The organism is Mesorhizobium sp. IMUNJ 23033 (assembly GCF_044778005.1).
In the GTDB taxonomy this organism is placed as follows: domain Bacteria; phylum Pseudomonadota; class Alphaproteobacteria; order Rhizobiales; family Rhizobiaceae; genus Mesorhizobium; species Mesorhizobium amorphae_A.
On sequence record NZ_JBJACT010000019.1, the window covers coordinates 13,859 to 27,826 of the forward strand.

A 13,968-nucleotide genomic window follows, 5' to 3' on the forward strand; every position below is an offset into this window, starting at 1 on the left:
CATCATGAATTTGCAGAGCATGACCGGTTTTGCGCGCGCGGTCGCCGAACACCAGGGCACCTCGATCGCCTGGGAGGTCAAGTCGGTCAACGGCAAGAGCGTCGAGGTCAGGCTGCGGCTGCCGCAAGGCTTCGAGCGATTGGAGCCGGCCGTCAGGCAGACCATGCAGAAGCGATTTTCGCGCGGCAACTTCCAGGCGACGCTGACCGTCGGCCGGGCCGCCGGCGCGCAGGTGCAGCCGGTGGTCAACGAGGTCTTCCTGAAGGATCTGGCGGGACTGGCCAAGCGGCTGCAGGAGCAGTTCGGCGTCGCCCCTGCGACGGCCGATGGGTTGCTGGCGCTACGTGGCGTGCTGGATATCCCGGAAGCCATCGAGACCGAAGAGGCGCGGGCCGCGCTCGATGCGGCGGTCCTGTCGGCGCTGGACGTGGCGCTCGCCGGGCTGGAGCAGGCGCGCCAGAGCGAGGGCGATGCGCTTCGTTCGCTGCTCAGCGGCCATATCGACGCCATCGAGGCGCTGACGCTGAGGGCCGAGGCCGATCCGTCGCGCGAGCCGGCGGCGATCCGCGAGCGCATTGCCGAGCAGGTCCGCCTGCTGATGGATGCCTCCGCCAATCTCGACGCCAGCCGGCTGCATCAGGAGGCGGCCTTCCTCGCCACCAAGGCCGACATCCGCGAAGAGATCGACCGGCTGAAGACGCATGTCGCATCGGGACGGGTGCTGCTCGCCAATGGCGGCGCCATCGGCCGCAAGCTCGATTTTCTGGCGCAGGAATTCAACCGCGAATCGAATACGCTGTGTTCCAAGTCGAACGCCGCCGCGGTGACCGCCATCGGGCTAGAACTGAAGGCGGTCGTCGATCAGTTTCGCGAACAGGTCCAGAATCTGGAGTAGCCCGAATGGTCGCCAGGGATTTGGGTTCCCGCATCCGCCGCCGCGGGCTGATGCTGGTTCTGTCGTCGCCGTCCGGTGCCGGCAAGTCGACGATCGCGCGCAATCTTCTGGAAAGCGATTCAAGCCTCGAACTGTCGGTCTCGGTCACCACCAGGCCGCGTCGTGGCAGCGAGATCGAGGGCGTCCACTATCATTTCCGCACCATGCGCGAGTTCGAACGGCTGCGCGATTCCGATGCGCTGCTCGAATGGGCCGAGGTGCACGGCAATTGCTACGCGACGCCGCGCGAGCCGGCGGAGCTGGCGCTGGCGCAAGGCCGCGACATGCTGTTCGACATCGACTGGCAGGGCGCCCAGCAGCTCAAGGAGAAGATGCGCGCCGACATCGTCTCGATCTTCATCCTGCCACCGTCGATGAAGGAGTTGAAGGCGCGGCTGAAGCGCCGCGCCGAGGACCAGGAATCGGTGATCGAGACCAGGCTGAAGAACGCCCGCAACGAGATCGAGCACTGGAAGGAATATGATTTCGTCATCGTCAACGACGATCTCGATCGCGCCTTCGCCGAGGTGCGTGGCATCGTCATCGCCGAGCGGCTGAGGCGCGACCGCCGGCCGGGGTTGTTCGACTTTGTCTCCGGATTGCTGGACGAGAAGACGGATTGAGGCGGTGGAGCGCCGATCTCCCCCCTTGTGGGGGAGATGCCCGGTAGGGCAGAGGGGGGCGCTGTCCCGCCGGCGTTCGAATAAATTAGACTCCATCCTAAGCCGGCTGACGGCCGTTGGTTAGGTCGACCAGACAGAGGTGGTGATCCTTCGCGCCCCCCTCTGTCCTGCCGGACATCTCCCCCACGAGGGGGGAGATCAGCAGCTTCTCAAACCGCGTTCGTCAGCCGCACGAATTCCTCGACGCTGAGCGTTTCGGCGCGCCGCGTCGGGTCGATGCCCGCGCGTGTCAGCAGCGCTTCCCCTCCGAGGCTTTTCACGCTCTGCCTGAGCATTTTCCGCCGCTGGCCGAAGGCGGCTTCGGTGAAACGGCCGAGTTTCTTCACGTCGGTGGGCAAGGGGCTCGTGCGCGGCACCAGATGCACCACCGAGGACGTCACCTTGGGCGGCGGCGTGAATGCCTGCGGCGGCACGTCGAAGGCGATCCTCGCCTCGGTGCGCCAGCCGGCCAGCACGCCGAGCCGGCCATAGGCGTCGCTGCCGGGGGCGGCGACAATACGCTCGGCCACTTCGCGCTGGAACATCAGCGTCATCGAGGCGTAGAAGGGCGGCCATGCCGTCACCGTCAGCCAGCGGATCAACAGTTCGGTGCCGATATTGTAGGGCAGGTTGGCGACGATCTTCACCAGGCCGCCTTCCGAGGCGGCCTCGGCAAGAGCGGAAAAATCCGTCTTCAGCGCGTCGCCGGCGATGATCTCGAGCCGGCCTGGATAGTGGTTCGAGACCTGCGCCAGCGCTTCGAGGCAGCGCTCGTCGCGTTCGATGGCGACGACCCGCCTGGCGCCGCTGAAAAGCAGCGCCCGCGTCAGCCCGCCTGGGCCGGGGCCGACCTCGATCACAGTGGTCTCGCTGAGGTCGCCGGCGGCGCGTGCGATCTTGCCGGTCAAATTGAGGTCGAGCAGGAAATTCTGGCCAAGCGCCTTCTTCGCCTGCAGCCCATGGCGTTCGATCACCTCGCGCAGCGGCGGCAGCCCGTCGATGCTCATGCAGATGCGCTCATGCGGCAGCTGCTTCCGTCCCGCTGTCGGCAAGCCGGCGGGCGAGCCGCAGCGCCGCGATCAGGCTGTCGGCGCGCGCAATGCCCTGGCCGGCGATGTCGAAGGCGGTGCCGTGGTCGGGCGAGGTGCGGATAAAGGGCAGGCCGAGCGTGACGTTGACCGCCTCGTCGAAGGCCAGCGCCTTGGCCGGGATTAGCGCCTGGTCATGATACATGCACAGCGCCACGTCATAGCTGGCGCGCGCGTGGGCATGAAACAGCGTATCGGCCGGCAGCGGCCCGAAGGCGTCGATGCCTTCCGCTCTCAGCTGGTCGACCGCCGGACGGATGATGCGCTGATCCTCCAGGCCCATCGACCCGCCTTCGCCGGCATGCGGGTTGAGGCCTGCTATCGCCAGCCTTGGCCTGGCGATGCCGAAGCGGCTTTCGAGGTCGGCGGCGGTGATACGGGCCGTGGCGACGATCAGCTCCGTCGTCAGCGCCTTCGGCACTTCGGCGAGCGGGATATGGATGGTGACCGGAACGGTGCGCAATTCCGGACCGGCAAGCAGCATCACCGGCGTCACCTCGGCGCCTGTGTGGAGCGTGGCCAGGTGCGCCAGATATTCGGTGTGGCCGGGAAAGCGGAAGCCCGCGTCGTAGAGGGGCTTCTTGGCGATCGGACAGGTGACGACCGCCGCGGCGCGGCCGCCGAGGCAGTCGGCCACGGCGCGGTCGATGGCCTCGATGGTGCCGGCGGCGTTGGCCTTGTCCGGCCTGCCGGGCCTGTCGACCTGGGTGGCGTCGAGTGGCACGACCGGCAGGACGCGGTGAAATATCCGCGCTGCTTGCTCTGGCATGGTTTCCGCGATCGCCACGTTGGCGCCGATCTGGCGCGCCCGCGCCGCAATCAGCGCCGGGTCGGCAAGCAGATAAAAGGGCGGCACGCCAGCGCTGTCGCCGGCCTGCCATGCGGCGATGGCGATTTCCGGGCCGACACCTGATGGATCGCCGACGCTCAAGGCCAGCGGGGCATCTGTCCGGCGCATGTCTATGCCGCTTTGCCGGCGGACCCGTCCGGACCGAGAGAGGGCAGGGCTCCGTCTTGTCGGACCACGGCCTAGCGCTCGACGATGCGGGCTTTCTTCCGCAGCTCCTCGACGTACTTCTTGCTGAGATCGTCGGCGTTCTTGTCGTTGTTGCCTTCGCTCTGGAACACCATCTGCGCGGCCTTGTCGTCGGAGACCTCGCGCGACGAGCAGATGCCGATGAACTCGACGCCACGCTCCGTCTCGCGCGTGGCGGTGGCGCCGCCGACCTTGGTGGCCTTGATCTGGTCGGCCCATTCCGGCGGCAATTGCGGCGCCAGCACCCGGCCGAGGTCGCGAACGGTGACGTCGATCAGGCCCTTGGCGAATTCGCGCGTGGTGTTGCAGCCGTTGAAGCGGGCGCGCATGGCGTCGGCTTCGCGCTTGCGCTTGCCAAGGGTTGCGCTGCGCTCCGACGCCGGCACCACGAAGATGACCTGCTGCAGCATGTATTCCATGGCGGTCGGCTTGGAGCCGCCCTTGTCGAGCATGCGTCTGACCGCGTCCTGTTCGGTCACGGAGCCGCCGTCACCCGAACGATAACGGGCCGAAAGCGCCTGGTTCCAGGCCATCTGGGCGCGGATGAATTCCTTGAAATGCTCCTTGCCGACACCCGACTGCGCCATGACGCCGTCGAGCTGCTTGAGCTGCATCTTGTTGTTCGTGGCGAAGCGCTGGTAGGCGGCGTCGACCTGCTCATCGGTGACCTTGATGCCGAGGCGCTTGACCTCAGCCATGCGCAGTGTCTGGTCGATCATTTCCTGGGCGGCATCGCCCTTCTTGCGCTGCAGTTTCAGGAACGCTTTCCGGTGTGCGATGTCGCCGGTGGTGATCGGCACGTCGTTGATGACGTACTTGATCTCGCTGGCAAAAGCCGGCGGCGTCATGACCGTAATCGAGACCGAGGTTGCCGCGATCAGCAGCGCGAATCCTGCCGAAAACAGATATTTCCTCATCGAGAGCATCCCAAATATTCCATCCCGCTCCTACAGCGCCGCGCGTTCCTCGGACGCGCAAAGGACGCTGCAGCATCTTAACTTTGCGCATGATCCTTTCCGAAAATCGATCTCGATTTTCGGGGTCATGCGGTGTGATCGAAACCCGTGCCCGCTCTATACGGCGAAACGATGTCACCAGCGCATGACCCCGTCTGCTACTGGCCCGTCTTTACTGGCCCGTCTTTACTGGATCGTGTCGATCGAGCTCTGTGACGTGCCGAAATCGCCGAGCGTGCGGAACGACAGGTTGAAGCCGACATTCTGCGACACTTCCTTGGTGATCGTGTCGCGCGATTCGGAGAACGTCATCAAATAGGTGAAGCAGGAATCATTATAGGCAAAACCGACGCCGTCCTTGACCAGCACGCTTTGCCTCAGGTCGTAGGTGCCGGTGCCGAAGACGCGCCAGTTCTCGGCAAGATGCGTCGAGGCGCCGAGCGTGACCTCGTGGCGATCGGTGGTGAAGCCGTAAAGCGGCTGCGCCTGGATGAAGGCATATTTGGCGCTGAGCGAAACCGGCAGGCCGGAATAGGCGGCTTTCACCTCGGCGCGCCGGACGTCAAAACTCTGTTCGTCGAAACGGCCGCTGAGCGAGCCGGAGAAGCCGCTCGCGCTGCTGAAGCCGATCAGGCCGACATAGTCGGAGGTCGACTTGTCCAGTCCGGAATAGGCGCCGACATTGACCAGGTCGGGCGCCGTGAACGAATTCTGGCCTGCCAGCTGGTAGGATTGGCCGAAGATCGCATTGGTGCTCCAGCCATTGTCGTAGGCGCCGGAATAGCGGAAACCGACATTGGCGCGCGTGCCGCCTTCCATGCGGTCATAGCCGGAAAACTTGTCGCGCTCGAACAGCGTCGTGGCGTCGAAGACGAAACTCTGCGCGTCCTCGTTGGGTACGGCGAGGCCGCCGACATACTGCTCGTTCGGGCGCACGAACACCTGCGCCATCGGTTCGACGATATGGCTGGAGCTCGGCATCGAGAACAGCACCGGCCAGCGCATTTCGAGCCCCGCGGTCGCCATGTAGCGCGCCAGCGACGTGCGCATATTGTCGTCGACGCCGAGATTCGTCGCCATCTCGTTGATGGCGGCGAGCGAGTTCGAGGTCGCGTTGACATAGCCGGCGTCACCGCGCAGCGCCAGCAGCGGCGTCAGCTGCAGGCCGCCATCGGTGGTGAAGGTGCGCTTCCATTCGGCTTCGGCGGTGAGGCGGCTCGACTGGCCTTCGATGCCGCGCACCCGCTCAACGGGCGTGCTGTCGTCATAGGGAGTTTCGAAGGCTTGATCCAGCCGGTCGCGGCTGATGACCCGCGCGTTGACGTTGAACGACAACTGCCCGCCGGCGACAGACATGTCGGGGATATAGGCATAGTCGAGCGACGGCAACACCCATGGCTGCTGGGCGGCACGGGCGGACGGATCGCTGGCCAGCGTGTTCTCCTGGACCTCGAAGCGCATGGCGCGCACATCGAAGTAATTGCGGCCGTCGAGGCCGGTCAGGTAGATCGTCGACTGGTGTGTGACGTCGCTGAAACCGTCGATGGAGTAGGTGCGCGAAAAATTCTTGTCGCTCTGCAGCAGCACGTCCCAGCCGAAATCCCAGCGCGGATTGATGGCGAACTGGCCCTTGGTGCCCATCATGCCGCGGAACTTGTTCGGATCGCTGGCGGGGCCGGAATCGACATTGACGCCGCTGCTGTTGATGAACTCTTCCGGGCTCTCCTGCCGGATGCCGGCCATCTTCAGCGTGTACTCGCCATTGTTGAAGCGCTGGCGCCACTCGGCCTCGCCGAGGAAGCCCTGCTTGGTGTAGCCGGTGCCGGTGACGGTGAGGTCGTAAGTCGGCGACAGTGCGAAGTAATAGGGGACTTTGACGCCGAAGCCGAGGTCGGTCTTGTAGTTGATGCCGGGGATCAGGAAGCCGCTCTTGCGCTTGACCGTCGGGTCGGCGATCTCGAACGCCGGCAGATAGGCAAGCGGAAAGCCGAAGAACTCGAAATTCGCGTTCTCGAAGCGAACCGTCTTCTTCTCGCCGTTCCAGATGATCTTGCGCGCCTTGACGCGCCAGGTCGGTGCCTTGTCCGGCTTGTCCTCGCAAGGTTCGCAGGCCGTGTAGACGCCGTTGTGGAAGGTCGTCAGCACGCCGCCCATGCGTTCGGCGCTTTCGGCGGCGAAATAGGCCTTTTCCGGGGTTTCGACACGCAGCGCGTTGACGAAGCCGTCGGCGAAATCGTCGGTGATGTCGATATGCTCGGAATTGATCTTTGTGCCGTCGCTGTTGATGATCTCGACGGCGCCGCTGGCGACCATGCGCTCGGTGTTGCGGTTGTACACGACGCGCTGGGCGACGAGCTTGTTGCCGCCATAGTCGATCTGCACGGCACCGACGGCGGTCACGGTCTGATCGTCGTTGTTGTAGACAAGCGTATCGGCGGCAAGCAGCATCTGCGAGCCGGAAGGAACGTTCGTCGCCATGTCCGTGACGTCCTGCGCCAGCGCAGGGGCCAGCGGGACCGCGCAGGCGAACAGGCATGCCAAGGCGCTCGCCCCATAAAGGCGTGCCAAACCGGCCTGCCTATGGCTGCGCAAAACCGCCTCCCTCACTAGCCGTCTTCCTTGTAAAGCAGGAACGTCACCCCGAAGAACATAGCCACGACAACCGGAACCCATGCAGCCACGGCTGTGGGCACGAATCCCGCCACGCCGAATGCCTTGACCAATACCGAAACGACATAAAGCAGAAAGCCTGCGAGGACGCCACCCAGAATCATCGTCGCCGACTGCCCCATCCTTGCAAATCGCATTGATACTGTTGCCGCAATCAGCGTCATGGCGACGAGAAGGAACGGCAACGCCACCAGCGAATCAAACTGCATGGCGAAGGCATTTGCCTTGAGGCCGAAGGAACGGGCAACCTCGATCTTGCCCGGCAGGTCGTAGAAGGGGATCGTTTCCGGCCGGGCAAGCCGCTCCTGCACGAATTCCGGCTTGAGATTGGTGTCCACGCGGTCGGTCGCTTCGGAGCGGATGGTGCCGTTCTTGAAGACCTTGACGTCCTGCAATTCCCAATAGCCGTCGCGCAGGAAGGCACGCGCCGCGTCCTTGCGCTCGACGATGTTGCCTTGCTGATCGAGCACGAAGAAGACGGTATCCGCCATCTCCAGTCCCTGGTTGAGGATGGCGCGGGCACCGATGATGGTATCGCCGGAGGCGGTCTTCTGCCGGATCCAAGGTGTCGAGTCGGCCGAAACGGTGTTGGATTTGCCGGCGCGCAGCTGGTTTTCCATCCGCTCGGACCAGGAGAAGGCATGCGCCGCCACCGGGTTGAGCACGCCGACCGACAGCATGCCGACCATCAGCGCCCCGATGCAGCACGGCAACAGGAACTGCCAGGCCGAGACGCCGGCCGAGCGGGCAATGACCAGCTCGTATTTGCGGTTGAGCGACACCAGCGTCGCCATCGCCGAGAACAGGCCGACGAACGGCACCGTCTGCAGCATGATCATCGGCATCCTGAGCGCCGAAATCGCGAACGCCGTGCCATAGGTAAAGCCCGGCAGGCCGGTGGTGCGGCCGGACAGCTCGGTGAAGTCGATCAGGAACACCAGCGCCAAAAGGCCGAGGAAGAACCACACCGTGATCGACACGTAGCGGAAGAAGAAATAGCGGCCCAGAGTCCAGCCCATTAGCGTGTCCAGCCCATTAGCGTGTCCGGCCCATCAGCCGGCTCCCTGGCCGGAGGCGCCGCGCTTGGCGAAGCGCAGCTTGAGGGCCGTCCAGGTTTCGCTGGCGCGGCCGGCGACGTTGGTCATCCAGTCCGCCCAGGCGACCGGCAGTTCCATGGTCCTGGAGGAGAGGATGAACCAGCCGGCGATCGCCGAGGCGACGATCGGCACGCCGAAGACCATATAGGCGTATTGCGGAACCTTGTCCGCCTTGCCGGCGGCGAAGAAACCAAGCCAGCGCACGAACAGCGCAATGACGATTGCGGTGATCAGCGGGTGGATGCGCGCCTCGCGATGCGAACGCGCGTCGCCCGCCACCGCCAGCGCGATCAGCGCGAACACCAGCGAGTAGGACCATTCGGAAAAACGCTGCTCGAGTTCGGCCGAATACTCGCCCGGGTTGCGCTGGAACATCTTGTCGTTGGGGCTCGGGTTGAGCAGGTACTGGGTCGTGCGGTCCTTCGGGAGGAGCGTGATTTCGTTGGCGGCCGACATGAAGGCCGAGAGGTCGAAGGCGTAGGAGGTGAAGCGGATGACCGAGAGGTCACCGGTCAGCGTCTTGCGATGGATGACGCCGTCATTCATCATCAGCACCTTCTCGTCGCCCTTTTCGACAATGCTGCCGCTCTTGGCGTAATAGATCAGGTTGGCGCCTTCCTCGCGCGAATCGGCGACGAAGATGCCGCCCAGCCTGTTGTCGGGCAGCCGTTCGCCGACCTGCAGGAACAGGCCGTCGTCGATCTTGCGGAACGTGCCCTCCTGGATGATCAGCGACACCAGGTCGGCGCGCGAAGCCGCCACCAGCTGCCGGTTCTTCTGCCTGGCATAGGGGTCGACGCCATTGTCGACGACGAAGGAAAAGACGCTTGCCGCCAGCGCCAGGAGCAGGATCGGCCGCGCGATGGTCCAGCGCGAGGCGCCGGCGGCATTGATCACGGCCAGTTCCGAATCCGTGTTCATGACGCTGAGCGTCTGGGCGACCGCCACCACCAGCGCGAACGGCACGACGATCGGGATGATCGACGGGATGATCAGCGCCGCGACCTCGAAGAAGGTCAGCGCCGACTGGCCGCTGTCGGTGACGAGGTCGATCTTGGCCAGTACCTGCGTCGTCCACACGATCGCCAGCGTCCAGGTCAGCGCAGCCAGGAAGACCGCCGATGTCCGACGCATGATGTAGCGTTCAACGACCTTCATGAAGGCTTTTCTCGATTTTGCCGAACGGCATCATGCCCGCGGACAAGGTAGTCATCCGGCGACGCCTGCACAACTGGCTCCATCGGCGGCTCGATCCGGTTTCTCGTCCCACATCATTCGCCCCGGCGGGCGGAGTGTCGGCTCCAATGGATAAAAAATGCAAAACATTGATGGTTAACAACAAGTTGCGACAAGGGAGCGGGGTCATGTCGCAGCGAATCCGATAGTGTTCGAGGCGCGCATATAGGCTGCGATTTCGGCCAAAGTCTTGCCAAATGCCGTAAAACGACCAAATGTCGCGCACTCTTGAAAGCCGTTGTCCGGCACCCAGCACCCCTGAAAGCAGCACCTGATGAATTCGAGACCTACGATCGCCTTCGCCAAATTCGCCGCACCCCAGACCGCAACGTCGAGGAAGGGCAGCGTCTTCGTGCTGGCGGCGGACGATGGCGGCGTCAGCGATGCCGCCAAGGCCTGCGATCCGGCCGGCACGCTTGCGCGGGCGTTTCCGGCTGCGGATTTCTCCGGCAAGTTCGGCAGCGTCGTCGAGGTGTTCGCGCCGGAAGGAACAGCACTCGACCGTCTCGTGGCGGTCGGCGCCGGCAAGGCTTCCAGCCTCGACGATCATGCATGGCTGAAACTCGGCGGCAGCATCGCCGCATCGCTGCGCAAGGCAGCCGAGGTCGCCGTCGTGCTCGACGTTGCGGGCGCCCAGGCCGGCGGCAGGCAAGCGGCGAACGTCGCGGCCGGCATCCTTTTGCGCAGCTATGCCTTCGACAAGTACAAGACGAAGAAGGACAAGGACAACGGCCAGCCGAAGAAGCCGGCAAAGGTGACCATCCATTGCGCCGATCCTTCCGCGGCGAAAAAGGCCTTCGCCGACGAGGTGGCGGTGATCGACGGCGTGCTTCTGGCGCGCGACCTGGTCAACGAGCCGGCCAATGCGCTGGGGCCGGTGGAATTCGCCGCCCGCGCCAAGGAGTTGGAGGCGCTCGGCGTCACCGTCGAGATCCTGACCGAGAAGGAAATGAAGAAGCTCGGCATGGGCTCGCTGCTCGGCGTCGCTCAAGGGTCGCCGCGCGGCGCCCGCATGGCCGTCCTGCAGTGGAACGGCGGCAAGGCCAAGGCGAGCCCCGTCGCCTTTGTCGGCAAGGGCGTCACCTTCGACACCGGCGGCAATTCGATGAAGCCGGCTTCCGGCATGGAGGACATGAAGGGCGACATGGGCGGTGCTGCCGCCGTCACCGGGCTGATGCATGCGCTGGCCGCGCGCAAGGCCAAGGCCAACGTCGTTGGCGTCATCGGCCTGGTCGAGAACGCGGTCGACGGCCACGCCCAGCGCCCTGGCGACATCGTCACCTCGATGTCGGGCCAGACCATCGAGGTGCTGAACACCGACGCCGAAGGCCGCCTCGTGCTGGCGGATGCGCTCTGGTACTGCAACGACCGCTTCAAGCCGGCGTTCATGGTCAATCTGGCGACGCTGACCGGCGCCGTCATGGTGGCGCTCGGCCAGCACTACGCCGGCCTGTTCTCCAACAATGACGAACTGGCAGAGAGGCTGGCCAATGCCGGGCAGGCGACGCAGGAGCGGCTGTGGCGCATGCCGCTGGGCTCCGAATACGACAAGCTGATCGATTCCAAGAATGCCGACATGAAGAACATCGGCGGGCGCTACGGCGGCGCCATCATCGCCGCGCAGTTCCTGCAGCGCTTCGTCAAGGAAACGCCCTGGGCGCATCTCGACATCGCCGGCACCGCGATGGGCTCGCCGCCGAGCGAGATCAACCAGTCCTGGGGCTCGGGCTTCGGCGTCCGGCTGCTCGACCGGCTGGTGCGCGACCACTACGAGGGATGAGGCCAACGCCATGGCCGAAGTCCTGTTCTATCACCTGACCGAATCGACGCTGGAAGATGCGTTGCCCGGGCTGCTCGAGCGCAGTGTCGACCGCGGCTGGCGCGCCGTGGTGCAGACCGGCACCGAGGAGCGGCGCGACGCGCTCGATCAGCACCTGTGGACGTTCCGCGACGATTCCTTCCTGGCGCATGCGACCGACCGCGAAGCCTATCCGGCCGAGCAGCCGATCCTGCTCACCACCGGCGATGGCAACCCGAACGCGGCGCAGATCCGCTTCCTCGTCGACGGCGCCGCACCTGCGGATCTCGGCGGCTACGAGCGCGCCGTCTTCCTGTTCGACGGCCATGACACGGCCCAGCTCGAAGGCGCGCGTAGCCACTGGAAGACGATGAAGGATGCCGGCCATACGGTGACCTACTGGCAGCAGACGTCCGACCGGCGCTGGGAGCGCAAGGCTTAGAGGCGGACGCGGAAGGTAGCGAACCGGCCATGTCGGACCACACTCTAGCTGTTTGGCCCTCTGTCCGGCGCTCGCATCATCAGGGCAACGACGATGCCTGAGATAAATGTCAGCGCCGCGACCGATCCTATCGCCCAGGCGAAGCCGAAGAAGTCGGCGACAAGGCCTGCCGAGAGCGCACCGATCGCGTAACCGAGGTCGCGCCAGAAGCGATAGACGCTGAGCGAGCGCGCCCGCCACGAGGGGTGGGATGCATCGGACACGGCCGCGATCAGGCTCGGATAAACCATCGCGGTGCCGAGCCCAAGCAGCAGGCTTGCCGCCAGCCACCAGCGGAAGTCGCGGGTGAGGGCGGTCAGCAGCAAGGCTGCCGCCTGAACCCACATGCCCGCTACGATCAGGCCCTTGCGGCCCCATTTGTCGCTGAGCGGTCCGGTGGCGACCTGAAGCACCCCCCAGGCGGCCGGATAGACGGCTTTCAGAATTCCGATTCGCTCCACGCCGAGGCCGTTCGCGGCGAAGAACAGCGGGAAGATGCCCCAGCTCATGCCGTCGTTGAGGTTGTTGACCAGCCCCGCTTGCGAGGCCGCGAACAGGTTCGGGTCGCCGAACGAGGTCAAGGCGAAGATTTCGCGAAAGGTGAGGGGAGAGGCCGCCTTCGCAGCGTTTGCCGCCTCCAGTTGGACATGCCCGCGCGTGTCCCGCACCAGCAGGATCGACAGCGCGGTTCCGACGATCGCGTACCCGATCCCGAGATAGATGGGGACCGGGCGAAGGCCGTATTGCCCGGCCAGATAGCCGGTCAGGAAAGCGGTGATGCCGACGGCGAAATAGCCGGCGAACTCATTCAGGCCGACCGCCAGTCCGCGCCCCTTCGGCCCGACGAGGTCGACCTTCATCAGCACCGTCATCGACCAGGCCAGCCCCTGGCTGACGCCGAGCAGGGCGTTGGCGGCGATGATCCAGCTCCAGCTCGGGCCCCACAGGATCATGAACGGCACGGGAAGGCCGAACATCCAGCCGAGCACCAGCACGCGCTTGCGGCCCCAGCTGTCGGCAAGCTGGCCGGAGACGAGATTGGCGAAGGCCTTCACCACGCCGAAGCTGACGATGAAGGAAACGACCAGCGTCGTCGAGGTGATGCCGAACTCCTTGGAGCCGATCAGCGGCACCACGGTTCTCTCAATGCCGACCATGCCGCCGACGAAGGCGTTGATCAGCACCAGCAGGGCGAATTGCCGCCAGTTTGCCTTGAGACCGAGTGCTATGGAGGATGCGGCCACCGCCGCCGTCACCGCGCAGCGCCAGCGTTCGAGGCGCGGTTATGGGCTGCATCGGGCGGCGGTGGTGGAATATCGGCGGTCATCGCCTGAACGAACGCGGACTCGTCGTCGATGCGGAAGGCCTTGTTGAAGCGCTTCTCGAAGCCGATCGTCGACGTCGGCTTGCCGCTCAGCGACCGTCCGCAGACCGAGCCCGAAAAGGCCCCGGGCAGCACCTCGATATGATCGGGCAGTTGTTTCAGCCGCCCGACGCTCGCAAACAGCGCCCTGGCGCCGTCCTCGGCGCTGGAGGCGAGTTCGGTGCGGCCGACGTCGCCTACCATCAGCGTGTGGCCGGTCAGCGCGAACCACGGTTCCGGCGCGCGGGTGCGGTCGGTCACCAGCAGCGTTATGTGCTCCGGCGTATGGCCGGGCGTGTGCATGACCGTCGCGGTCACGTTGCCGAGTTCGAGGACATCGCCATCCTTGACCGCCCGGAACGGGAAGGCGGCTTGCGCACCCTCGAACAGCACGTAGTCGGCACCGGCGGCCGCGGCGAGCGCGCGGCCCGCCGAAATATGATCGGCGTGGATGTGGGTGTCGATGACGTAGAGGATGCGCATGCCGGTCGCTTGCGCTACCTCGAGATAGGGCGCGATGTCGCCGATCGGATCGACGACGGCTGCGGCCGCCTTGCCGCCGCAACCGAACAGATAGGACGCGCCAACCGGCTGCGAATGAAGGAATTGTCTCAGGATCATCGCCACGCTCCGGCGCGCCCGCGAAC

Annotated in this window: 12 protein-coding genes; 4 read left to right on the top strand and 8 right to left on the bottom strand. The window is 65.0% G+C overall.

Annotated features, from left to right (window positions below; translation table 11 throughout):
* The first annotated feature begins 4 nt into the window (after nucleotides 1–4).
* Together ACFX5Q_RS19965 and gmk are read left to right on the top strand one after the other, a co-directional pair.
* The gene (locus ACFX5Q_RS19965; RefSeq protein WP_404280748.1) at nucleotides 5–895 is read left to right on the top strand and encodes a YicC/YloC family endoribonuclease; all 891 of its coding nucleotides are present in this window, start codon (nucleotides 5–7) and stop codon (nucleotides 893–895) included.
* A 5-nt stretch (nucleotides 896–900) separates the two neighbouring features.
* Nucleotides 901–1,557: a guanylate kinase gene (gene gmk / locus ACFX5Q_RS19970; protein WP_404280750.1), complete on the top strand. Its 657-nt coding sequence runs from the start codon at nucleotides 901–903 to the stop codon at nucleotides 1,555–1,557.
* A 209-nt stretch (nucleotides 1,558–1,766) separates the two neighbouring features.
* Here the strand turns inward: gmk and rsmA are convergent, their stop codons facing one another.
* The 6 genes from rsmA to lptF all read right to left on the bottom strand — a co-directional run bounded on the left by rsmA (nucleotide 1,767) and on the right by lptF (nucleotide 9,601).
* On the bottom strand, nucleotides 1,767–2,603 hold the full coding sequence (rsmA, locus tag ACFX5Q_RS19975) for a 16S rRNA (adenine(1518)-N(6)/adenine(1519)-N(6))-dimethyltransferase RsmA (protein ID WP_404280751.1): 837 nt from the start codon (nucleotides 2,601–2,603) through the stop codon (nucleotides 1,767–1,769).
* Between the two features lie 10 nt (nucleotides 2,604–2,613).
* On the bottom strand, nucleotides 2,614–3,642 hold the full coding sequence (gene pdxA / locus ACFX5Q_RS19980) for a 4-hydroxythreonine-4-phosphate dehydrogenase PdxA (RefSeq protein WP_404280753.1): 1,029 nt from the start codon (nucleotides 3,640–3,642) through the stop codon (nucleotides 2,614–2,616).
* Nucleotides 3,643–3,713: 71 nt separating this feature from the next.
* Nucleotides 3,714–4,646 (bottom strand): SurA N-terminal domain-containing protein, encoded by a 933-nt coding sequence (locus tag ACFX5Q_RS19985; protein WP_404280756.1) that lies wholly within the window; start codon nucleotides 4,644–4,646, stop codon nucleotides 3,714–3,716.
* Between the two features lie 216 nt (nucleotides 4,647–4,862).
* On the bottom strand, nucleotides 4,863–7,283 hold the full coding sequence (locus tag ACFX5Q_RS19990) for an LPS-assembly protein LptD (protein WP_404280758.1): 2,421 nt from the start codon (nucleotides 7,281–7,283) through the stop codon (nucleotides 4,863–4,865).
* The gene (gene lptG, locus ACFX5Q_RS19995) at nucleotides 7,283–8,365 is read right to left on the bottom strand and encodes an LPS export ABC transporter permease LptG (protein WP_006203732.1); all 1,083 of its coding nucleotides are present in this window, start codon (nucleotides 8,363–8,365) and stop codon (nucleotides 7,283–7,285) included. Before lptG ends, ACFX5Q_RS19990 begins: the two co-directional genes overlap by 1 nt.
* A 33-nt stretch (nucleotides 8,366–8,398) precedes the next feature.
* Nucleotides 8,399–9,601, bottom strand: coding sequence for an LPS export ABC transporter permease LptF (gene lptF / locus ACFX5Q_RS20000; protein WP_404280759.1), 1,203 nt, complete (start codon nucleotides 9,599–9,601; stop codon nucleotides 8,399–8,401).
* 352 nt (nucleotides 9,602–9,953) lie between these two features.
* Here lptF and ACFX5Q_RS20005 point away from each other — a divergent pair, with 352 nt between their 5' ends.
* Nucleotides 9,954–11,459: a leucyl aminopeptidase gene (locus ACFX5Q_RS20005; RefSeq protein ID WP_404280761.1), complete on the top strand. Its 1,506-nt coding sequence runs from the start codon at nucleotides 9,954–9,956 to the stop codon at nucleotides 11,457–11,459.
* A 10-nt stretch (nucleotides 11,460–11,469) separates the two neighbouring features.
* On the top strand, nucleotides 11,470–11,919 hold the full coding sequence (locus ACFX5Q_RS20010; RefSeq protein ID WP_404280763.1) for a DNA polymerase III subunit chi: 450 nt from the start codon (nucleotides 11,470–11,472) through the stop codon (nucleotides 11,917–11,919).
* Nucleotides 11,920–11,963: 44 nt separating this feature from the next.
* Here ACFX5Q_RS20010 and ACFX5Q_RS20015 read toward each other — a convergent pair whose 3' ends face one another.
* Nucleotides 11,964–13,214, bottom strand: a complete 1,251-nt coding sequence (locus ACFX5Q_RS20015) for an MFS transporter (RefSeq protein ID WP_404280766.1) — start codon at nucleotides 13,212–13,214, stop codon at nucleotides 11,964–11,966.
* Nucleotides 13,211–13,942, bottom strand: coding sequence for an MBL fold metallo-hydrolase (locus ACFX5Q_RS20020; RefSeq protein WP_404280768.1), 732 nt, complete (start codon nucleotides 13,940–13,942; stop codon nucleotides 13,211–13,213). Before ACFX5Q_RS20020 ends, ACFX5Q_RS20015 begins: the two co-directional genes overlap by 4 nt.
* Nucleotides 13,943–13,968 lie beyond the last annotated feature (26 nt).